We start from the raw sequence: 20,662 nt of genomic DNA, 5'->3' as shown, positions 1-20,662 counted from the left end.
CCTGTCTCCCGGTGGACCGCATGCCGGGCGTGGCGAGCCTGGAATTTTGTTCAGGTTTTTCGCGCGGACCGGAATGTCCGGCCGGAGTCCGGACGTTGTCACCAGACAGGGCAAGATTGAGGCCGAGCGCCTGACCGCCCGGATGGCGACGATGAAGGAGACGACGATGCTGCGACCGGACGACCTCTACGAGATCGTCGACGAGTCGGTGGCGACCGGCCCGGCGGCGACCCCCAAGGTGCTGGTGCACTCCCTGGACGGTTTCATGGACGCCGGCCAGGCCGGCCGCGTGACCGCGGATCACCTGCTGGAGACGCTCGAGAGCAGCCTGCTGGCGCGCTTCGACGTGGACCTCCTGCACGACTACCGCGCCCGTCGGCCCGAGGTGACGTTCTCCGAGGACCACTTCACCGACTACTCGCCGCCGCAGCTCAACCTCTGGCTGCTCACCGACGACGCAGGCGTCGACTTCCTGCTGCTGGAAGGTCCGGAGCCGGACAACCACTGGAACCGGTTCGCCGGTGCGGTGCGGCAGCTGATCGAGCTCTACAACGTGAACCTGACGATCGGCGTACACGGCATCCCGATGGGCGTTCCGCACACGCGGCCGCTGGGCCTGACCGCCCACGCGACCCGCCCGGAGCTGGTGACCCGCTCGAACATCTGGGACGGCGAGATGCGCCTCCCCGCCAGCGCAGGCACGATGCTGCAGGTCCGCCTCGGCGAGGCCGGCAAGGACGCGATGGGCTTCGCGGTCCACGTCCCGCACTACCTCGCGGAGAACCGCTTCCCGGGCGCGGCCCTGGCCCTGGTCCACGCCATCTCGGCCGCGACCGGCCTGCTGCTCCCTAGCAAGGCCCTGCTCGACGAGGCCGCCGTCACCGGACGGATGGTCGACGAGCAGGTCGAGGCCTCCGAGGACGCTTCCGCAGTCGTCAACGCACTCGAAACCCAGTACGACGCCGCCGCCGGCTCAGTCAGCCGCAAAAGCCTCCTGGCCGACTCCACCCCGTCCGCCGAAGAACTAGGCGCCGAGGTAGAGCAGTTCCTAGCCGAGCTCAACCGCGAAGAAGGCAAGTAGTCCCACAAACAAGCGTCGGCCCACCCCGGGGCGGGGGTAGGCCGACGCTTTTCGTTTGCCCACCCCGCCTCCCATCCCCACCCCGCGCCCCTACCCCACCCGGGGCGGAGTAGGCCGACGCTGTCGTCTGCCCACCCCGCTCCCACCCTTGCCCCCACTTCCGCTCCCACCCCCACCCCGCGCCCAAAGAGCAGCCCTCCGCTCTTTGTGCACGCGTCGCGTCTTTGTGTATCTACCAACCACGCAGAGCGTTTGGAGATGGTTGGTGGGTTCACAAAGTTGGTGTTCGCGCCCAAAGAGCAGCGGACCCACCTTTGGGGGCTTCGGGGGATGCGGCGAGGGTGGTTAGGCGGCGACGGATTCGCGGGCTGGGGTGCGGATGATCAGGCGGTCGAGGCTGAAGCGACCCGGGCCGACCACTCCGATGGTGAGTGCGGCGAGGCCGAGGGTGGCGACCAGTTCCCAGCCGCCGTCGCTGGCGAAGACGCCGTTCGACATGTGTACGAACAGGAACGCGCCGACCATGTCGAGGGTCAGCAGGACACCCGCGATCGGCGTGAGCACACCCAGGATCAGCGCGCCGCCGGCGATGAGCTCGGCTCCGGCGGCGTAGTACGCCGAGAGGGTGGGGGACGGGACGCCCATCCCCTGGAAGGCCTGCGCGGTCGCGTCGAGCCCGTTGGTCTGGACCTTCTGCCAGCCGTGCGCGACGAACACGATGCCGACGCCGATCCGGGCGATCAGCAGGACGAGGTCCTGGGCGATCGGGGGCAGCTTCTTCACAGCGGGTCTCCTTCATTCAATTGCTTGGTTGTTGAGTGTTCAACCATAGTCTACCGAAGGTGACCGAAAGCTCGCCGAAAGCGTCCACGAACACCGCCCGTACACCGTCCTTCGACGAGACCCGAAGGGTTTGACCCCCGCTCGGTGCTGCGTGAACCTGTTCGTTCAGAGGAACTGCGCGCAGTTGAACGCGGCGGAGGTCATGGATCGATGAACAGTTCTCGCAGCACCTCGCGGCGCGTGTTCCTGCGTCAGGCGGCGACCGGTGCCCTGCTCGCCACCGGCGGGTCGTTGCTGGCCGCCTGTGCCAGTGGTGGTGGCCCGGACAGTTCCGGCGGCGGCGCCGCGAAGACGGCCGATAACCCGTTCGGGGTGAAAGCGACGGATCCGCTCGATGTCGTGGTCTTCCGCGGCGGCTACGGCGACGACTACACGAAGTTCCACGAAACCCTGTACCAGAAGAAGTTCCCGGACGCGAAGCTCTCCCACAAGGGCATCACCGACATCTCCGTGCAACTGCAGCCGCGGTTCAACGGCGGCAACCCGCCGGACGTCGTCGACAACTCCGGCGCCGCGGCGATGCCGATGTCGACACTTGCGAGCACCGGCCAGCTGGCTGACCTGTCCGAACTGTTCGACGCGCCGTCGATCGACGACCCCGCGAAGAAGATCCGCGACACCATCGCCCCAATCACCCTGGAGTCGGCTCAACTCGCCGGCAAGCCGCTCGCCCTGAACTACGTGCTCACCGTGATCAGTCTCTGGTACGACGAGACGTTGTTCCGCCAGCGCGGTTGGCAGCCGGCGACGACGTGGCAGGAGTTCCTCGACCTCTGCGAGGAGATCAAGAAGTCCGGTATCGCGCCACTCGCGCACCAGGGCAAGTACCCGTCGTACATCGGTCAACTCGTGCTCGACCTCGCGGTGAAACACGGCGGGCACGACGTCATCAAGGGGATCGACAACCTGGAGCCGAACGCCTGGAAGCACCCCTCGCTGAAGGTGGCAGCCGAGGCGCTGCTCGAGCTCAAGGGCAAGGGCTACATCCTCAAGGGCACCGAGGGGCTGGACCACATCCAGGCGCAGACCAGCTGGAACGAACGAAAGGCCGCGTTCATCCCGAGCGGTTCCTGGCTGGAGAACGAGCAGAAGCCGGTCGCGCCCAAGGATTTCCGGACCACCGCGGTGCGGTCACCGCTGCTGGACGGCGCGAAGCTTCCCGCCGACTGCGTGCAGATCAGCGCCAGCGAGGCATTCATCGTCCCCGAGCGGGCGAAGAACCGGGTCGGCGGTCTGGAGTTCCTGCGGATCATGTTGTCGAAACAAGCGGCGGGCAAGTTCACCGAGCTGACCGGCTCGCAGACGGTCGTGACGGGTGCGGCCGACGGACTCGAGCTGACACCTGGCGCCGCATCGTCGGCGGCTCTGGTGAAGAGCGGCGGGGCCGACAACTGGACGGCGTACTTCAGCAGTTGGTACGCGCCGCTAGGGGAGAAGGTCACCAGCCTGTTCGGTGAGCTGGCGGCTGCCCGGATCAGCGCGGACGACTTCTGTACGGCGGCACAGAAGGCCGCCGACGCCGTCGCCAAGGACCCACAGACCAAGAAGCAGGAGCGAGCCTGATGATGCGCATCCTTCGGTTCACCACTCTCGCAGCCCTGACGGTGCTGCTCGGCACGGCTGTTGTCACGCCGCCGACGTCGGTTGCGCAAGGCAACGACTCGGCGTACACCGTGATCGCCACCGTCAACGGCGACCAGGTCACGGCCGGTGAGCTCCGCCGGGAGATGGCGCGGGGGAGTGGAAGGGCGGCGGCACTGCAGCGGCTGACCGAGATCAAGGTGCAGCAGGCTCTGTTCCGCGCGAAGGGCATCGTGTCGGATACCAGCTACGCGGGGTCCCTCCGCCAATTCGAGCAGGAGAATCAGCGCCGGGCCGCCGCCCGCAGCAAGGGCGAGCCCGTCTACGGCCCGGCTCGCTTCGACGAGGGGCAGTATTTCCGCTATCGGTTCGACACCGAGGTCTTGCAGTTGAAGGAGAAGCTGGCCGGCCGTGAGCTACCGGTCGATGAGAAGGCCCTCCGCGAGTACTACGACTCGGCCGGGCAGAAGTTCTTCACCAAGGAGTCCCCGCGGACGCCGCTGCGGTTCGACGTGGTGCGGGACCGGGTCAAGACGCAGTACCTCGACGAGTCGTATCGCGCCCTGGTACGCCGCTTGGCCCGGCAGGCGACGGTGCAGTTCGACCGCGGTGACACCGCGCTGATTGCTGCGGCACCGGCCGCCGAAGGACCGGCGTACGCGGGATCAACGACGTACTTCGTGGACTCGGCCAGTGGCTCGGACAGCAACAACGGAACGTCGGAGAGTACGCCGTGGCAGTCGCTGGCGAAGGTGAACTCGACGGAGTTCGCGCCCGGGGACACGATCCGCTTCCGCGCCGGCGCATCGTGGAACGGCCAGCTGAGCCCGAAGGGCTCCGGGACCGGCGCCGCGCACATCGCGATCGACCGGTACGGCGAGGGGGCCAAGCCGCGGATCAACGGCGGCGGCAACGAGCAGGGCGCCGTCTACCTGCTCAACCAGCCGTATTGGGAGATCCGCAACCTTGACGTGACCAACAACCGCGGCGACGCCTCGCGCAGTCAGTTCGTCGGCATCAAGGTGCACAACGACTCCGGCGGGCTGCTCAACGGCGTGCTGATCGCGGACAACACCGTGCACGACGTCCGGGGGCTGCAGTCCGGCTTCTACGGGACGAACGGCGGGATCGCAGTCGTCTCGAAGATGAACGGTTCGCGGTGGGACGGCGTCGTCATCGAACGCAACGACATCTCGGCGGTGGACCGGATCGGCATCTTCGTCGGCCCCGCCTGGCAGGAGGGCAACCCGGCCCACTGGCAAGCGCAGGCGCATACGAGCAACGTCACCATCCAGGACAACGTCATCGACGACGCCGGCGGCGACGGCATCCTGAACTTCATCACGTCCCAGGCCGTCGTACAGCGCAACGTCGTCTCGAACAGCGGCGGCCGTGCGCACAATCTGGACTCTGCACACACCGACTACAAGAACACGGCCGCGGCCGGCATCTGGAGTGCCATCGCCGAGAACACGCTGATCCAGTACAACGAGGTCTACAACTTCCACGCGCGCGGCGACGGCCAGGGCTACGACATCGACCTCGGCAGCCATTCGACGTACGTCCAGTACAACTACAGCCACAACAATTCCGGCGGGTTCGTGCTGCTGTGCGAGATCGAGGACCAGGGCGTCGACATCAACGACGCGCGCATCCGGTTCAACATCTCGCAGAACGACGCCGCCGGAGTCGTCCTGTGCCTCTACGACTACCCAAAGGGCCCGGATCACACGGACATCATGAACAACACCGTGTACCTCGGGCCCGGCTCGACCGCGGCGATGATGCTCCGGTACAGCAATTCGGCGGCGTTCCGGCAGGCCTTCGTGTACAACAACATCTTCTACACGCTCGGGAACAACTCCTATCTGTCGCTCCCGGCCACCACCTTCGACTACAACACCTTCTACGGCAACCATCACGCCAGCGAGCCCGGGGACGCCCACAAGCAGACGGCCGACCCGCGACTGGTCCGGGCCGGTTCCGGGTACATCGGCCGGGACACTGTCGACGGGTACAAGCTCGTCGCCGGATCACCGGCGATCGGGAGCGGGACGGACACCGGCATGCTGGGCAGCTCGGACTACTGGGGCAACCCGGTGGGATCCGGCGCACCGAGCCGCGGCGCCTACAACGGGCCTGGTGTCGAGGCCCCGACGCCGAACCTCGCGTTCAACGCGAAGGTGGACTCGTCCAGCTCCGTCGAGTGCTGTGCGTTCTTCCGGCCGAAGCTGGTCGACGGTTCGCGCAACTCGATCTCGACCGAGTCGGCCGGGTTCTCCAGTGCCGTCGGCAACTTCAGCCCGCACGAGGAATGGATCACGCTGACCCTTCCCGAACGCAAGACCTTCTCCCAGATCACGCTCTACCCACGCAACGATCCGGGCGCGGTCGGCCGCGGCTTCCCGCAGAACTTCCACATCCAGGTCTGGAACGGCGCGGAGTGGCTGACCCGCCGTACTGTCACCGGTGCCGGCTCGCCCACCGGACCGCAGACCTACACCTGGGGCCGGTCCGATTTCACCGACCGCATCCGCATCATCACCGCGGGCTCCGATGGTCTGCAACTGACCTCCGAGGGCTATCTCCTGCAACTCGCCGAGATGGAGGTCACTCCTTGACGGACAGGTCGAGCTGATCTGTCAGGATGAGGCATGCCTGAGTCGCTGGAGGATCTGGTCGAGCTGCTCGACCTCGAGATGATCGACGTCGACCTGTACCGCGGGCAGCAACCGCAGACGTCGTTGCAGCGGGTGTTCGGCGGGCAGGTTCTCGGTCAGGCGCTGGCCGCGGCCGGGCGGACAGTCGACGGCGGGCGGATCGTGCACTCGCTGCACGGCTACTTCCTGCGCGGCGGCGATACCGCCGTACCCATCATCTACCGGGTCGAGGGGACGCGGGACGGCGGCAGCTTCTCGAGCCGGCGGGTTGTCGCGTCGCAGCACGGCAAGCCGATCTTCTACACGTCGGTGTCGTTCCAGAAGCCCGAGCCGGGGCTGGATCACCAGGAGCCGATCCCGGCGGACGTCGTACCGCCGGACGAGGCGCCGACGCTGGCGAGTGTGCTGGAAGCGCAGTCGGGTCGCGCGGCGGCTGATTGGGATCGGGAGTGGGCGGCGCTGGATGTGCGGCTGGCCGGGGTGACTGGGCGGCAGTTCTGGATCCGTGCCTCGGGCAAGCTTCCTGATGATCCTGCTCTGCATGCTTGTGTGCTCGCCTATGCGAGTGATCTGACGTTGCTCGGGGCAAGCTTGCTGCCGCACGGCATCGTGATCGGGGACCGGCGGATCCAGCCTGCGTCGCTGGATCACGCGTTGTGGTTCCATCGCGAGTTCCGCGCTGACGAGTGGTTGCTGTACGACCAGACCTCGCCGTCGGCCTCTGGTGCGCGCGGGTTTGCGATGGGTCGGCTCTTTACCGAGGACGGCCGGCTGATCGCTTCGGTCGCGCAGGAGGGGCTGATCCGGCCGATCGGATTGGACTTGAGCAAGTGAACGATTCTGCTAACGTAGGTGACATGTTGCAGCGCGCAGTAGTGACGACGACGCCGGAGTCTGTCCCGGCGCGCTGACACCTGACTGTCAAACCCCGGGGCGATCGCCCCGGGGTTTTTTTTATGTCTGCCTCGAGGTGCCGCCCCATCTCAACGAGGAGACCACCATGTACGACCACCGCAAACTCGGCCGCGAACTCGGCCTGTTCGACTCCGACCCGCTGATCGGCGCAGGTCTGCCGTACTGGCTTCCGGCGGGCGCCGCCGTACGGCATGCCTTGGAGAGCTACATCGCCGAAGTCGAACGACGAGCCGGGTATCAGCAGGTGTATTCGCCCGTTCTCGCCAAGAGAGCGCTCTATGAGATCTCCGGTCACTGGGAGAAGTACAGCGACGACATGTATCCGCCGATGGATATGGGCGGTGAGGAACTGGTCTTGCGACCGAGCATCTGCCCGCACCACGCGCTGATCTACCGTTCCCGGGCACACAGCTACCGTGAGCTCCCGCTGCGGTTCTCCGAGCTCGGCGGTCAGTACCGCTCGGAGCTGTCCGGCGTGATCGGTGGACTGAGCCGGGTCCGCGCGATGCAGCTGAACGACGCGCACATCTTCTGCCGTCCGGACCAGGTCGCCGAGGAAGCCCAGAAAGCGCTCTCTCTGATCAACCAGGCGTATCTCGACCTGGGAATCAGCGCAGCCCGCTATGTCCTCGCGCTCCCAGCTGAGGACGCGGACTTCGGCAGCCCGTCCAGCAAGTACGTCGGGGATGCGGCCGGCTGGGCGCACGCGGCATCCCTCCTGCGTGATGTCCTGGACAACGCCGGAGTCGAGTACGTCGAATCGCCGGGTGACGCGGCGTTCTACGGCCCGAAGATCGACATTCAGGTGATCGATTCGGCCGGCCGGGAGTACAGCCTGTCCACCATCCAGATCGACTTCAACCAGCCGGAGCGGTTCGGCCTCGAGTACATCGGTGCCGACGGCAACAAACACCGGCCGGTGATGGTGCACCGGGCGATCGTCGGGAGCATCGAGAGAGCGGTTGCTCAGGTGATCGAGGTGCACGGCGGCGCGTTCCCGGCGTGGCTGGCGCCGGTCCAGCTCGTGGTGCTCCCGATCTCCGACGACGAGGAGAAGCTCGCCGCCGAGGTCGCCCGTCGCGCCTCGTCACGAGGATTGCGAGTCGAGATCGCCCATGCGGACGAGGGCAACCTCGGAGCGCGGATCCGCGAGAACCGGCTGGCGCCGTACCAGGCCATCCTCGGCGCCCGCGAGGCCGCCGCCGGCCAGCTAGCCATCCGCGAACGCGACGGCAGCCGCCGCGACGCCGCACCCATCGGCGAGGTCCTGGATCGAATCGCGAGAGAGGTGATCCCAGGGGCCATCGCAAATGCAGGCGACGACCTCGGCTGAGCGTGGATGCGACCTTCCCACGCCAGTTGTGATGGCCTGGGGGTTCAGTCCTCCTGCAGTTGACCGATCAGGTGAGTCACCTCGTGCGTCTCGTCGTACAGAACGAAGTCGGTGGTCTTGCCACCGACGGCGTACCCGAATTGGACGCGAGAGGGGAGCAGTAGCGGCTTGCGGAAGTCGACCCGGACGGTGAACGCGTCCGGGAGCTTCCCAGCCCGCTCCAGCGAGGCGAGCGCGGCAGCCTTAGCCCACATCCCGTGCGCGATCTGACGCGGGAACCCAAAGGCCTGTGCGGTCAGCTTGAACAGGTGAATCGGATTCCGGTCGCCGGACGCAGCGGCGTACCGGCGACCGAGATTCCCTCGCAGATCCCACCACGCCTGCGGCGGCAGCTCCGGATCCGGCAGCAGATCGACATGCCCCTCCGAACCCTTCGAACGACTCAGCAGAGTCGTCAGATCGGTCCACACCACGTCACCGTCAACGAGCACCTCGCTGACGATGTCGAAGACAGTCCCCTTCGGGTGCGGGCGCTCCGGCGTACTGTGCACGCGGATCGCCGGCTCCGCATGAATCGGCAGCGGCCGCTTCTGCGTGATCGTGTTGGACAGATGCACGATCCCCATCGGTTTGTAGGGGAACGACGGATCCGACATCAAATCCAAGTGCAGCGGAAACGCCAAGACATGTGGGTACGTCGCCGGCAGCGCCGGGCCCGCCGGGAACCCGGTCACATCCCGGTACGCCGCAAGGTGATCCTGGTCGATCGCCGAATGCGGCAACTCGAGCGTCAGACCGTCCGCATCCGGCGAGTAGTCGGCACGCCGGAGCGTCGCCTTCACCGTCTTCGCGTAAAGACCGCTGAGGCTCGGGGAGTCGTCGTACCGACGGGTCGGCATGTCAGGCGCCCAGCATGCTCTGGCCGCAGACCCGGATCACGTTGCCGGTGACACCGGCCGAGGCCGGATCGGCGAACCAGGCGATCGTCTCGGCCACATCGATCGGCAGCCCGCCCTGCTGCAGCGAGTTGATCCGGCGGCCGACCTCGCGAATCGTGAACGGCACCTTCGCGGTCATCTCGGTCTCGATGAACCCAGGCGCGACCGCGTTGATCCGGATCTGCTTCTCGGCCAGCTTCGGCGCGAGCGCCTGCACGAGCCCGATCACGCCGGCCTTCGACGTCGCGTAGTTCGTCTGACCGTTGTTGCCCGCGATACCGGCGATACTCGCGACCCCGATGATGGAGCCGCCCGCCCGGATCGTGCCGCTCTCGACCAAGTGCTCGGTGATCCGCTCGGGAGCGCGCAGGTTCACATCCAGTACGGCGTCCCACGTGTCGGTGCGCATGTTCGCCAGCCGCTTGTCCCGCGTGATCCCGGCGTTGTGCACGACGATGTCGAGACCGGCGTACTGCTCCTGGGCGTGTGCGGCGATCCGCTGCGCGGCGTCGACCGAGGTCACGTCGAGCAAGAGCTCGGATCCGCCGAGCCGCGTCATCACCTTGCGCAGGGGGTCCGCGTTCTGCGCGACGTCGACCCCGAGGATGGTTGCGCCGTCCCGGGCGAGCGTGTCGGCGATCGCTGCCCCGATGCCACGGGCCGCTCCGGTCACCAGGGCGACCTTGCCGGCCAGCGGGCGATCCGGGTCGTTGCCAACCAGGGGACCGGTCCCAACCCGGGCGACCTGACCGTCGACGTACGCGGACTTGGGGGAGAGGAAGAAGCGCAGGGTCGAATCCAGCTGCTCGTGCGCATCAGGAGCGACGTACACGAGGTTGACCGTCGCGCCGCGCTTGACCTCTTTGCCGAGCGAGCGGGTGAACCCCTCGAGCGCGCGCTGCGCGATGTGCTGCTCGGTGGACGTCGCGAGCTCGGGCGTCCGGCCGACCACGATCACACGGCCGGCCGGTGCGAGCTGGCGGATGACGGGGGAGAAGAAGCGCTGGAGGCTGGTCAGGTCGGCGGTCGAGACGGCGCCGGTCGCGTCGAAGACCAGTGCCTTCGGGCGGATCTGACTCGACGCCACGCCTTCGGTCGCCGTACTGAAGGAGGCCCCGATGTCGCGCAGCAAGGCCTGGATCGCCTTGCCGGCCTCGGTTTCACCGATCGCGCCGAACACCACCGAACCGTCGATGACGCGCGAACCCTCGGTCCAGCGCTGCAGCGGCACCGGGTCGGGCAGCCCGAGGTTCTTCACCAGGGTCTGGCCGAGCGGGGTCCGGGTGAAGGTCTGGTAGCGATCCGTCATGGGTTGCTCTCCTACTTCTCGAGGATGGCGACGACACCCTGGCCGCCCGCGGCGCAGATCGAGATCAGGCCACGGCCACCGCCGTTCTCGTCGAGTTGCTTGGCCAGTGCGGCGACGATCCGCCCACCGGTCGCCGCGAACGGGTGGCCCGCGGCGAGTGAGCTGCCGTTCACGTTCAGCTTGGCACGGTCGATCTCGCCCAGCGGGGCGTCGAGGCCGAGCCGCTCCTTGCAGAAGATCGGATCCTCCCACGCCTTCAGCGTCGACAGCACCTGGGAGGCGAACGCCTCGTGGATCTCGTAGTAGTCGAAGTCCTGCAACGTGAGCCCGGCCCTGGCGAGCATCCGCGGCACGGCGTACGCGGGAGCCATCAGCAACCCCTCGGCACCCTTCACATAGTCGACCGCCGCGGTCTGCGAGTGCGTCAGGTACGCGAGCGGACGCAGGCCGTGCTCCTCGGCCCACTCGTCCGTGCTCAGCAGTACGGCGGACGCCCCGTCGGTCAGCGGTGTCGAGTTGCCGGCCGTCATGGTCGCGGTCTCGCCCTTGCCGAACACAGGCTTGAGCCTGGCCAGCTTCTCGATCGTGGTGTCCGGGCGGAGGTTCTGGTCTTTCTCGAGACCGAGGTACGGCGTGATCAGGTCCTGCTGGAAACCGCGGTCGTACGACGCCGCCAGGTTCACGTGGGACCGATACGCGAGCTCGTCCTGCGCCTCGCGGGTGATGCCCCACTCCAGCGCTGTCAGCGCGGCGTGGTCGCCCATCGACTTGCGCGTGCGCGGCTCGGCGTTCCGCGGGATCTCCGGTACGACGTCCTTCGGGCGGACCCGGGCAAGCACCTTCAACCGATCCTGGAAGCTCTTGGCCCGGTTCAGATCGAGCAGGATGTTGCGCAGCTTGTCGTTGACCGCGATCGGCGCGTCGGACGCGGTGTCGACCCCACCCGCGATCCCGGCGTCGATCTGCCCGAGCGCGATCTTGTTGCCGACCAGGATTGCGGCCTCGAGCCCGGTGCCACACGCCTGCTGGATGTCGTACGCCGGAGTGGTCGCGGCGAGCTTCGATCCGAGCACGACCTCGCGCACCATGTTCCAGTCGCGGGCGTGCTTGAGCACCGCACCGGCGACCACCTCACCGACCTCCTGCCCACCGAGCCCGGTCCGGTCGACCAGTCCGTTGATCGCGGCGGTCAGCATGTCGGAGTTCGACGAGTGCCGGTACGTCTTGTCCTGGCGCGCGAACGGGATCCGGTTGCCGGCGACGACAGCCACTCTGCGGGGCTCGGTCATGATCTGTCTCCTGCTCTCCGTGCTTTCTTCGGACCTTCGTAGGCGAAGCGCCCCACTGCCGTCGCCAATGTCGCGGTGATCGCGGTCGCCCGCACCGTCGCCACCTCGGCATGATGCACCACCGGATGCCCCGGCTTCCCGCTCGACACGATCAGCCCGACCCTTGCCATGTGCAACGACCCGAGCGTCTGCGTGTACAGATGATTGGCCAGGTAAGCGGTGTCCGCCTTCGCGAAGGCACCCGTCCGCTGGCCCGCTTCCAGTACGACGGCTATCCGGCCAAGGGCCGCGGCCATCGCCGTACCGAGGGTGATCATCACCGGCTCGGTGATCTCGCCGAACAACTCCTCACCGGTCCTGCGCAGCAGGCTCATCGCGCAATCGGTGAAGGCCGGGAATTCGAGACAGAAGTCGACGAACACCTCACTCAGCGCCTTGAGCCGGTTGAGCGGCGCCCGCCGCGGGTTGTCGACCGCGCCGAGCCGGTCGTCCAGCTCGCCGAGGTAGTCGACCAGGGTGAGCGCGAACAGCTCCTCCTTGCCGGCGAAGTGCCGGTAGATCAGCGCCTTGTTGATCCCGACCCGCTTGGCGATATCGTCGATCTGAGCGTCGATCGTGCCCCGCTCGTCGAACAACTCCCGGGTCGCCCGAATGATGTCCCGCTCGCGGTCGCGCCGACGCTCCGCCGTGGTCCGGCGGCGTCCGAGCGCGAGCAACGCGGAGCTCATGCCACGATCTTAGCCATACCGGTACCCCTTGGTGCAAACGACGGTTACACTCATCGGTAACATATGCTTCTCGGTACCCCTGTTTTGTATGCCGGAGGATGTTGATGACGATGACCGACCCCAAGCCCGCCGTCTCCACCGACGTGATGAGTCTGGCCGGCGAGCTAGGCGCCGAGCGGTCCAAGCCAGGCTGGAGCCCCTTCTCGTTCGCCCTGAACGACGAACAACGCGAGATCCGCGACTGGACCCACGCCTTCGCCGCCGACGTGATGCGCCCCGCCGCCGCCGAATGGGACGAGCGCGAAACCACCCCCTGGCCGGTCATCCAGGAAGCCGCCAAGATCGGCCTCTACGGCCTCGACATGAACATCAACCTCTTCGTCGACCCGTCCGGCCTGCTGATGCCACTCGTCCACGAAGAACTCTTCTGGGGCGACGCCGGCATCGGCATGTCGTTGAAGGGCACCGGCCTGGCCTCCTCCGCCATCTTCTCCAACGGCACCCCCGAACAGTGGTCCCAATGGATGGCCCGCTGCTACGGCACTCCGGACGACGTTAAGGTCGCCGCCTTCTGCTCCTCCGAGCCAGGCGCCGGCTCCGACGTCTCCGCGATCCGCACCAGAGCGACGTACGACGAAAAAACCTCCGAGTGGGTCATCAACGGCCAGAAGGCCTGGGCCACGAACGGCGGCATCGCCGACATCCACGTCGTAGTAGCCACCGTCGACCCCGCCCTGGGCACCAAGGGCCAGGCCGCGTTCGTCGTACCGAAGTCCGAGGTAACCGGCCTGGAGCAAGGCACCAAGCTCCGCAAGCACGGCCTCCGCGCCTCCCACACCGCCGACGTCTTCTTCGATAACGTCCGCATCCCCGCCGCCAACGTCCTAGGCGGCAAGGAAAAGCTCGACGAACGCCTGGCGCGCGCCCGCGCCGCTGCCTCGGATCCCAGCTCGGCGAAGGTCCGCAACGCCTCCATGGCCACCTTCGAAATGACCCGCCACATCGTCGGCGCCCAAGCAGTAGGCATCGCCCGCGCCGCCTACGAGTTCGCCCTCGACTACGCCAAAGGCCGCGAACAGTTCGGCCGCCCCATCATCGACAACCAAGGCATCGCCTTCAAACTCGCCGACATGGCCATGGAAATCGACGCAGCTAGGTTGTTGGTCTGGCGAGCCGCCAACATGTCAGCAGCCCTCATGCGAGGCGAAACCCCCGACTACCGCCACGGCGAAGGCTCCATGGCCAAGTTGAAGGCCGGCGAAGTAGCCGTCAAAGTCACCGAAGAAGCCATCCAAATCCTCGGCGGCAACGGCTACACCCGCGAGTACCCAGTAGAACGCATGCACCGAGACGCCAAGATCTACACGATCTTCGAAGGTACGTCGGAAATCCAGCGACTGGTCATCGCCCGAGCCATCTCCGGCATGCGCATCAGGTAGGTACAGCCCCCGCACGCGGACCGGCCGCTCCGTTCGTCGCGACGCTCCTCACCGCGCCCGCTCCGCGTGCCCCCACCCACCCCCGGCTACCGCCGTACTTCCCCCAGCCGGCTACCGCCGGCACCAGCGCGCTACCGCGCGCAACCAACGACCCGTGCCTGGCGTGGTCCCGTACCAACCGTGGTCAAGTCGGCCGGTGTCGTCCTCCCGTCCGTTACATCCCCACCTCGGCCCTTAGCCCACGCGACCCTCAATGCGACGCCGTGGTCTGCGACATGGCAGCCACGTCGCCGACGCTCACCTTCGAGGCCGATCCCCAACTCGCCATCCTGAGCACCCTCTCCGACGGCTCTCTCGATGCGGCGCTCGTCGGCCAGGTGGTAGAACGCGTCATCCTCGAAGCCAGCACCCAGAACGTCTCCACCTCGCTGCTCGACCAGGTCAGCGAGCACTCCCACCTGCACTGGCTCATAAACGACCCGCTCGGCCAGTGGCATCGCCCCCAAGCCGTCATCCGCTTCGGCTACGACCCCGCCGTACCGCCCACGCCGCGTCGTCCACGCGGTGACGTTCTGTTGCCCTGAGGGCTTGGCAACACAGAGTGACCACGGCATCCTTGCTGGTTCAGGCAGGTCATCTGGGGGGAACTCACCGCGGACCATCCGTGGTGAGCCAGGTGTGACACTGCCCGAATTGGGGGCACACGTGAAGCTCAACATCTTCAAAATTCCACTCGACCAGCTGGCGCCGCTTCGCGAAGCGCTCGACTCCGCCAAACTCGTGCAAACCAACGCCGTGACCTTGGGCAAATGGACGGGAGAGTTCTACTTCTCCACGGAGCCCAAGCTGAGTCCGGTCCCATGGGTACAGACGTTCGCGGAGTTCATCGGCGACGGAACCTACCTGAATCGGAACTACTTCGGCGCGATGGTCCTCGCTGACGAGACATCGGCCTACGCGATCAGTTTCGGTAAGGCGCACTTTCACATCAGGCCGCATTGTGATTACGACTTCGGAGTCGAGCTCGCGAAACGAATCGCCGACGAGGACGACGTCACCCAGACTGCATCCCGCCGCTACCAGGGCAAGCGCAAGCGGGACATCCAGAGCTACATCGGCCAGTCGAAACTCAGTATTCCGCCGGGGAGTTCTGTCGACTTCCTTCAGTGCCGAGTAGTCGCTGGCAAAATCGCCACCTTCGGGCCCAGCGGCAAATTCGGCACTTCTTGCCTGCTCACACCCGACATCGGTCCTCATCAGATCGGCTCGTTCCTGTCGCAGATCGAGACCGAGTTGGATGTCTCGCCTCGTTTCAAGCTGCCCCGGACACTGGAGCTGAAGGAAGAGGGCGAGATCGCGAAGTATGACGAGAAGCTGATCGACGAGCTGCTGTCTCCGGTCGGCGTCTCCGATATCGCGGTCGACACGTTCGATCTGTTCGGGGTCGATTTCGTCTTCAGCAGTGTCGGCAGCTTCACGGTCCGGTGCGGTCACTATGCGAAGATCGAGGTCGAGCAGCTGACGATGAAGACTATTAAGGACTACCTCAAGGCCCGAGGTGTTCCACGAGACAAGGTCCTCCAGCTGAAGATCAAGCATCATCGCGAAGGTGAGCCCGACTTCACGCAGTCCATCAAGGAAGCCGTGGACTTCATCTCGGACGACGACCACGTCGTGTTGCGCGGCGGGAAGTGGCTCAAGTTCAACCAGGACTACCTGGAGGCGCTGGACGACGCCATCCGGGGTATCGAGGTCGAGCCGACCGAGGCCGGGCTGGAGGCTACGACGTCCGAAGAAGGCGACTTCAACAAGGACCTGAAGAAGCACGGATACATAGTCGCCGACAAGAACTTCGACATCCTGAAGGTGAAGAGTGGTACGCCGGTCGAGGCCTGGGATCTCCAGCGCGGTGACACCGTGTACGCCGTGAAGTTTGGCACGCCACAGAAGCTGAACTATGTCGTCGACCAGGCGACCAACGTCCTGGATTTGATCAGCACAGGTGGATACTTAGGCACGGCTCCGGCCTTCCGGCGGTACTGCCTCTGGTTCGGCTATCGGGCCGCGAAACCAATGCCCAGTGTGGCGGATTCCGGCTCCATCATCTTCAAGCAGAAGATTGAAGCGTGGGCTCGTCGCTGCCGTGAGGCCGGGAAGATCCCGGTGCTCAAGCTGTCACACAAGATTCACGTGAAGAAGAAGGCTGCCGAGCCGACTGACTAGGCCCTTTGGCTCGTGTACGGAGTGAGGAACTCTGCTGGCGCGGAGTGTGGAGGCGGACGATCGACGTGGACCTAGTGAAGGCCGACGACGATGAGCAGCACTCCGCGGCAGGACGAACCGAGCCGACCCAAGGTCTACACAATCTTCGAAGGCACCTCAGAAATCCAGCGCCTCGTCATCGCCCGAGCCATCTGTACCCACCCGAGTGCTGTCCTACTTTCCCGGCCGGCTATCGCCGCCATCAGCGCGCTGCCGCGCGCGACCAACAACCCGCGGCTGGGCGTGGTCCCGCCGGCCGAAGGTGCCACCAGTTGTCGCCCGGAGCCCGAGCGCAGCCGCGCCCGTCGAATGACCCGTGGTTGACGTGATCGCGAATCGACCGCGTTCGGGTCGCCGAGCGACGTCGTGGTCGACTGTCTTGGGAGCTGGGCTAACTGCTTGCTACCGATTCCGCCAGGCGAGGGGTGAGACGGAAAGAGCCGCCTCGGCGAGGCGTTTTCCGAAGGGGGTTTGGATCTTCGCTCGGGAGGATTCGATCCAGCCGTCTACTCGGGTGTAGCCGTACTCTCGGTATTCGACGGCTTGCATGAGGCATTCGAGACGGTCCGCGTCTTTGGCGCAGCGGGCTTCGAGGCTGTCTTGGGCTTCGTATTCGGTTACTGCTTCGCGGATGCTCTTGGCGGCGTTGTCGGGGAGGCCAGCGACCTGGTCTTCGGTGATGCGTTCGTTGGAGGCGACCTCGACGTAGGGGCGGGCGCTGTGGGGGATGTCGCCGATGCGGGTTTCTTGGGAGTCGTGCCACATGCCTAGGTAGGCGGCACGGGCCGGGTCGGCGCCTTCTTCGGCGGCGATGAGGGCTGCGAGTTGGGCTACGCGGAGGCTGTGTTCGGCGACTGATTCGGGGTCGCGGACGCCGGCGTGCCACCAGCCGGCTCGGCGGAGGCGTTTGAGGACGCCCATTTCGTAGGCGAAGGCGATGGTGCCTGCGGCGTCCTTGTCGGTGATGTCGTCGGCCACGGGGGTCCCTTCGTCAGCGGTCAGCGAGTTGTACTGCACATCGCAGGTTAATCAACTCGTCTCTGGTCTGACCGGTGAACCCCGCGTCCAGGGCTTGCTCGACGCGCTTTTGAGTCTGCGCCCGCAGGTTGTGGTGTCGTTTGAGGAGGTCTGGTTTGGCGAGGACAAGGGTCCACATGCTGTTGATGTTGATGGGGCTGTGGACCGGATTGTCTAGATGCGCCAGTAGGTGGGTCGCGACTCGGCTGCCGGACCAGGTGTGGTCGTCGGCGGCTGCGATGAGGTAGGTGTCGTCAGCATAAAGCTCGTTAATCTCGCCCAGCCAGTACGCCCAGTAGGCCAGGTTGGCGGCGGCGTGCTGTTCGCTGCTCAGAGTGGTCTTGATGAAGTGACGAAGAGGCTCGCTGTCGCCGCGACGCGCCAATGCCAGAGTGGCGGACCGTGCTGCGATACCGCCAGGAAGGTCCGTGGTCGGGGTGGCAACCTTAAACGCCCGCTCATGCTCTGCAGCCAGCCATTGGGTGGATGTAGGCCGATGATCGAATCCCAGGAGGTACATCGCCTGTCGCCGGAGTACGGGGGAGCAGACAGCGTCGCGGTTCCCGACGGTGGCCAGCAGATGGTCGAAGAAGCGTGTCTGATCTGTGTGGGCCAAGGTTGGCCGTTTGGCGACCGGGCCTCGACCGGGGGCCTGGGACAGCTCGCGCAAAGGTAGAGGTGAGATGCCGGTGAACGGCCAGGTGATCATGTTGACGAGGCTGCGTCGATGGACTGCTGCGCCGAGTGGGTTCATATCGGCGCCGACTGGACGGTCGCCGGCTGAAATCGCCATCGACAAGATGCCGTCGGCCTCGACTGCGTCCTGGAGGGTGACCACCACCGATGGAGCTGCGCCGAGGGTGATGAGGCGCGTTTTGAGACGTAAAAGGTCGGCGGCGCGCAGCGCGGTGAGGGGTCGCTTGCCGGTTTCCCAGCCTTGAACGGTGCTGATATCAACGCAGAGGCGTTCTGCAAGATCGGCTTGGGTGAGCGTGACTGATCCGCGGATCATTTTCAGGACAAACCCTGAAACCACTCCGATCTCAGAGCCAGGAGTCACCCAACCCCGCATCCCGGTCTGACTATCGGATGGCGTCATCGCCTGCGCTCAACCCTCTCCGCTCGCGAACAACGCGGAAACCCGCACTCACAGTCAGTTCAGCATAGTTCAGCTTTCCGTGATCGTTGACGCATGTCCACACGCCTTGGTGATGTCGTTGAGCCGCAGTCCGACTTGACGCGGAGTGTCTGTGTCTGGCTCGGCCAGCACCTCGTCGTCAATCACCTGACTGACCCGATGAACGCTGCCGAATTCGAGCTAGTTATGCGTCAGCGCTTCGCGAGCCTGCGTGTGACGAACGAACCCGCTGACACATCAGAGATGGCGTCGGTCCTGCCCGCCCCCAAACGAGCTGCCGATCTCGGTGAGCGAGTTGCGCTCGCACCGTCGCGATCGATCTGTCCAAGAGTTAGTGGAATCGGCACGAGATCCTGTCTGCCGCGCGGAGCGACCGCTGCGGAGTGCCCGTCCTGCATTGTTCGTCCCTGCCTGAGCGATGCGACTCCCTGTACGTCGCACAGCATTCAGGCAGGGGCCCGAGTGCCCGGCTGGCGCGGACTGCGAGACGAGTCCGGTCTGCGCCAGCCGTTTCCAAACGGAGTTGGATCCGAACGTGGGTACGGCCCCGGCCGACGCGCATCGGATGCCCTCGGCAAGCGGGAGCCTGCGCAGGTCCAACCGGGGCAGGAAATGGAGTGTGACGGCAGGAACCCTCAGACCGGCGCTCCATGCCTTCTCGGATACCACCAGGGCCCGCACCGGGATGCGGTCGACACGGAGTGGCTCGACGAATGACAAACAGCAAGTCAGCGCGACTGAGAAGAGGGGCAAGAATGACGACAAGCGCAGCTGTACGCCCGTGGGGAGTTACGCGGGTCTCGCCGGTTGAGGAACCAGATGATGGCGTAGCTCCTGCGTCGATGGAGATCGACGGGCTGACTCAAGTCACGGTCTACAGGGATGCGGGCGGGGAGCCGGTGCACGCTGGGCCGCCGAAGCACGGTACGAGTCGGGCGACATTCACGAGCAATCCGACGAGTGGTAGTGACGGCCAGAAGCAGAACTCGCCGGACGACACCAAAGTCCTGACCTACGTTCCGGACTGATGGGGTGGACAGGCCGGTGGTGGTACTGACGGGGATCGATGACCCGACTTCGGATGTGGTGATTGACGAGTTGAACGCACGCGACGTACCGGTGGTTCGGCTGGATCCGGCTGGGGTTCTGATCGGTGATGTTGAGTTGGGGGCGCACTACGGTGATGGCGTGCCGAGCCGGTTGCGTACGCCGACGCGGGAGATGGACCTTGGCGCGGTGCGATCGGTCTACTACCGCCGGCCATCGCCGTACACGGCACCTAAGATGCTTAGCGATCACGACGGCCGGTTCGCGACAGATCAGGCACGGCATGGGATGGGCGGTGTGCTGGGCAGCATCCGCTGTCGATGGGTGAATCATTTGTGGCGTTCGCTGGAGGCCGACTTCAAGCCGACGCAGCTGAGCGTCGCGGGCGTTGTCGGTTTCGACGTACCTCCGACGCTGGTCACCAACAGCCTCGACGAGGCACGGACCTTTGCGAAAGCGCATGGTGCGGTCGTGTACAAGCCACTTCATAACAGCGAGTTGCATGCACCGGATGGAACGCCGTCCGTCATTTGGGTTGGCGAGGTTGATGCGGCTGAGCTGGACGAAGGCGTTCGGAGTACGTTGCATTTGTTCCAGGCTCGGGTGAAGAAGGTAGCTGATGTCAGAACCACCGTCATCGGGAACCAGGTGTTCAGCGTGCGGATCGACTCACCGCACTTGGACTGGCGGCGGGACTACGACTCGGTGAAGTACACCGTCGTCGACACACCGACGAGAGTGATCGATGCGTGTCATCGGTACCTGGAACACTTCGGCCTGATGTTCGGAGCCTTCGACTTTGGTATCCGTGAGGACGACAAGGGCTGGGCTTGGTACGAGTGCAACACGGGTGGACAGTGGCATTGGCTCGAGTTGGAGACGGGGTTGCCGATGACCGCTGCTCTCGCCGACCTCCTGGAGATCAAGTGACTGAGCAGTCAAGTTGGCGGGCTCTCGCCGCAGCGATGGTGGGAGAGATTCAGGCGGATGGGTATCTCCGCGATGAGGCTCTCGCCAGGGCGTTCGCGTCGGTACCGCGGCATGTCCTGGTGCCTGCCTTCTATCGGCTTGAGAGCGACTCG

At 65.6% G+C, this 20,662-nt stretch carries 18 protein-coding genes; 11 read left to right on the top strand and 7 right to left on the bottom strand.

Going from position 1 to position 20,662, the window contains the following annotated elements; all coding sequences use genetic code 11:
- Positions 1-46: 46 nt before the first annotated feature.
- Positions 47-1,081 carry a proteasome assembly chaperone family protein gene (locus ABD231_RS38150; RefSeq protein ID WP_344163917.1) on the top strand — a complete coding sequence of 345 codons (1,035 nt, stop codon included), beginning with the start codon at positions 47-49 and terminating at the stop codon, positions 1,079-1,081.
- A gap of 345 nt (positions 1,082-1,426) precedes the next feature.
- Here the strand turns inward: ABD231_RS38150 and ABD231_RS38145 are convergent, their stop codons facing one another.
- Positions 1,427-1,864, bottom strand: a complete 438-nt coding sequence (locus ABD231_RS38145) for a DoxX family protein (RefSeq protein WP_344163914.1) — start codon at positions 1,862-1,864, stop codon at positions 1,427-1,429.
- A gap of 210 nt (positions 1,865-2,074) precedes the next feature.
- Between ABD231_RS38145 and ngcE the strand changes: the two genes are divergently transcribed.
- From ngcE to thrS, 4 genes are all read left to right on the top strand, one after another.
- On the top strand, positions 2,075-3,487 hold the full coding sequence (gene ngcE / locus ABD231_RS38140; RefSeq protein WP_344163911.1) for an N-acetylglucosamine/diacetylchitobiose ABC transporter substrate-binding protein: 1,413 nt from the start codon (positions 2,075-2,077) through the stop codon (positions 3,485-3,487).
- On the top strand, positions 3,487-6,126 hold the full coding sequence (locus ABD231_RS38135) for a right-handed parallel beta-helix repeat-containing protein (RefSeq protein WP_344163908.1): 2,640 nt from the start codon (positions 3,487-3,489) through the stop codon (positions 6,124-6,126). The genes ngcE and ABD231_RS38135 overlap by 1 nt, the downstream gene beginning before the upstream one ends.
- Positions 6,127-6,159: 33 nt before the next feature.
- Positions 6,160-6,999, top strand: a complete 840-nt coding sequence (locus ABD231_RS38130; RefSeq protein ID WP_344163905.1) for an acyl-CoA thioesterase — start codon at positions 6,160-6,162, stop codon at positions 6,997-6,999.
- Between the two features lie 136 nt (positions 7,000-7,135).
- On the top strand, positions 7,136-8,413 hold the full coding sequence (gene thrS / locus ABD231_RS38125) for a threonine--tRNA ligase (RefSeq protein WP_344163902.1): 1,278 nt from the start codon (positions 7,136-7,138) through the stop codon (positions 8,411-8,413).
- Positions 8,414-8,457: 44 nt separating this feature from the next.
- Here thrS and ABD231_RS38120 read toward each other — a convergent pair whose 3' ends face one another.
- Genes ABD231_RS38120 through ABD231_RS38105 form a run of 4 tightly spaced genes read right to left on the bottom strand, consistent with a single transcriptional unit; the run spans position 8,458 to position 12,677 of the window.
- Positions 8,458-9,312 (bottom strand): MaoC/PaaZ C-terminal domain-containing protein, encoded by an 855-nt coding sequence (locus tag ABD231_RS38120; protein ID WP_344163899.1) that lies wholly within the window; start codon positions 9,310-9,312, stop codon positions 8,458-8,460.
- A 1-nt stretch (position 9,313) separates the two neighbouring features.
- Positions 9,314-10,660: a 3-oxoacyl-ACP reductase gene (locus tag ABD231_RS38115; RefSeq protein ID WP_344163896.1), complete on the bottom strand. Its 1,347-nt coding sequence runs from the start codon at positions 10,658-10,660 to the stop codon at positions 9,314-9,316.
- A gap of 11 nt (positions 10,661-10,671) precedes the next feature.
- Positions 10,672-11,949: an acetyl-CoA C-acetyltransferase gene (locus ABD231_RS38110; RefSeq protein ID WP_344163893.1), complete on the bottom strand. Its 1,278-nt coding sequence runs from the start codon at positions 11,947-11,949 to the stop codon at positions 10,672-10,674.
- Complete coding sequence (locus tag ABD231_RS38105; RefSeq protein ID WP_344163890.1) at positions 11,946-12,677, bottom strand: TetR/AcrR family transcriptional regulator; 732 nt, start codon at positions 12,675-12,677, stop codon at positions 11,946-11,948. Before ABD231_RS38105 ends, ABD231_RS38110 begins: the two co-directional genes overlap by 4 nt.
- A gap of 104 nt (positions 12,678-12,781) precedes the next feature.
- Between ABD231_RS38105 and ABD231_RS38100 the strand changes: the two genes are divergently transcribed.
- From ABD231_RS38100 to ABD231_RS38085, 4 genes are all read left to right on the top strand, one after another.
- Positions 12,782-14,116, top strand: a complete 1,335-nt coding sequence (locus ABD231_RS38100; protein ID WP_344163887.1) for an acyl-CoA dehydrogenase family protein — start codon at positions 12,782-12,784, stop codon at positions 14,114-14,116.
- A 275-nt stretch (positions 14,117-14,391) separates the two neighbouring features.
- Positions 14,392-14,700 carry a hypothetical protein gene (locus ABD231_RS38095; protein WP_344163884.1) on the top strand — a complete coding sequence of 103 codons (309 nt, stop codon included), beginning with the start codon at positions 14,392-14,394 and terminating at the stop codon, positions 14,698-14,700.
- Between the two features lie 94 nt (positions 14,701-14,794).
- Entirely contained in the window at positions 14,795-16,339 is a 1,545-nt protein-coding gene (locus tag ABD231_RS38090; protein WP_344163881.1) for a DUF6119 family protein, read from the top strand.
- A 90-nt stretch (positions 16,340-16,429) separates the two neighbouring features.
- On the top strand, positions 16,430-16,702 hold the full coding sequence (locus ABD231_RS38085; RefSeq protein ID WP_344163878.1) for a hypothetical protein: 273 nt from the start codon (positions 16,430-16,432) through the stop codon (positions 16,700-16,702).
- 78 nt (positions 16,703-16,780) lie between these two features.
- Here the strand turns inward: ABD231_RS38085 and ABD231_RS38080 are convergent, their stop codons facing one another.
- Together ABD231_RS38080 and ABD231_RS38075 are read right to left on the bottom strand one after the other, a co-directional pair.
- Positions 16,781-17,395 carry an HD domain-containing protein gene (locus ABD231_RS38080; protein ID WP_344163875.1) on the bottom strand — a complete coding sequence of 205 codons (615 nt, stop codon included), beginning with the start codon at positions 17,393-17,395 and terminating at the stop codon, positions 16,781-16,783.
- Entirely contained in the window at positions 17,370-18,494 is a 1,125-nt protein-coding gene (locus ABD231_RS38075; RefSeq protein ID WP_344163871.1) for a helix-turn-helix domain-containing protein, read from the bottom strand. The genes ABD231_RS38080 and ABD231_RS38075 overlap by 26 nt, the downstream gene beginning before the upstream one ends.
- Before the next feature lie 689 nt (positions 18,495-19,183).
- Between ABD231_RS38075 and tgmA the strand changes: the two genes are divergently transcribed.
- Together tgmA and tgmB are read left to right on the top strand one after the other, a co-directional pair.
- Positions 19,184-19,561, top strand: a complete 378-nt coding sequence (gene tgmA / locus ABD231_RS38070) for a putative ATP-grasp-modified RiPP (protein ID WP_344163867.1) — start codon at positions 19,184-19,186, stop codon at positions 19,559-19,561.
- Between the two features lie 16 nt (positions 19,562-19,577).
- Positions 19,578-20,510 (top strand): ATP-grasp ribosomal peptide maturase, encoded by a 933-nt coding sequence (tgmB, locus tag ABD231_RS38065; RefSeq protein WP_344163864.1) that lies wholly within the window; start codon positions 19,578-19,580, stop codon positions 20,508-20,510.
- Positions 20,511-20,662: the final 152 nt, after the last annotated feature.

The organism is Kribbella yunnanensis (assembly GCF_039529655.1).
Taxonomy (GTDB): Bacteria; Actinomycetota; Actinomycetes; order Propionibacteriales; family Kribbellaceae; genus Kribbella; species Kribbella yunnanensis.
The sequence above is the reverse complement of the archived record's forward strand: the minus strand, read 5'-3'. Positions and strand labels throughout refer to the sequence as shown.

What these genes read in the sequence shown, in the direction of transcription:
- ngcE (WP_344163911.1), top strand. Translation starts at nt 2,075, where the DNA reads ATGAACAGTTCTCGCAGCACCTCGCGGCGCGTGTTCCTGCGTCAGGCG.
- ABD231_RS38135 (WP_344163908.1), top strand. Translation starts at nt 3,487, where the DNA reads ATGATGCGCATCCTTCGGTTCACCACTCTCGCAGCCCTGACGGTGCTG.
- ABD231_RS38130 (WP_344163905.1), top strand. Translation starts at nt 6,160, where the DNA reads ATGCCTGAGTCGCTGGAGGATCTGGTCGAGCTGCTCGACCTCGAGATG.
- ABD231_RS38120 (WP_344163899.1), bottom strand. Translation starts at nt 9,312, where the DNA reads ATGCCGACCCGTCGGTACGACGACTCCCCGAGCCTCAGCGGTCTTTAC.
- ABD231_RS38115 (WP_344163896.1), bottom strand. Translation starts at nt 10,660, where the DNA reads ATGACGGATCGCTACCAGACCTTCACCCGGACCCCGCTCGGCCAGACC.
- ABD231_RS38110 (WP_344163893.1), bottom strand. Translation starts at nt 11,949, where the DNA reads ATGACCGAGCCCCGCAGAGTGGCTGTCGTCGCCGGCAACCGGATCCCG.
- ABD231_RS38105 (WP_344163890.1), bottom strand. Translation starts at nt 12,677, where the DNA reads ATGAGCTCCGCGTTGCTCGCGCTCGGACGCCGCCGGACCACGGCGGAG.
- ABD231_RS38100 (WP_344163887.1), top strand. Translation starts at nt 12,782, where the DNA reads ATGACGATGACCGACCCCAAGCCCGCCGTCTCCACCGACGTGATGAGT.
- ABD231_RS38095 (WP_344163884.1), top strand. Translation starts at nt 14,392, where the DNA reads ATGGCAGCCACGTCGCCGACGCTCACCTTCGAGGCCGATCCCCAACTC.
- ABD231_RS38085 (WP_344163878.1), top strand. Translation starts at nt 16,430, where the DNA reads ATGAGCAGCACTCCGCGGCAGGACGAACCGAGCCGACCCAAGGTCTAC.
- ABD231_RS38075 (WP_344163871.1), bottom strand. Translation starts at nt 18,494, where the DNA reads ATGACGCCATCCGATAGTCAGACCGGGATGCGGGGTTGGGTGACTCCT.
- tgmA (WP_344163867.1), top strand. Translation starts at nt 19,184, where the DNA reads ATGCCTTCTCGGATACCACCAGGGCCCGCACCGGGATGCGGTCGACAC.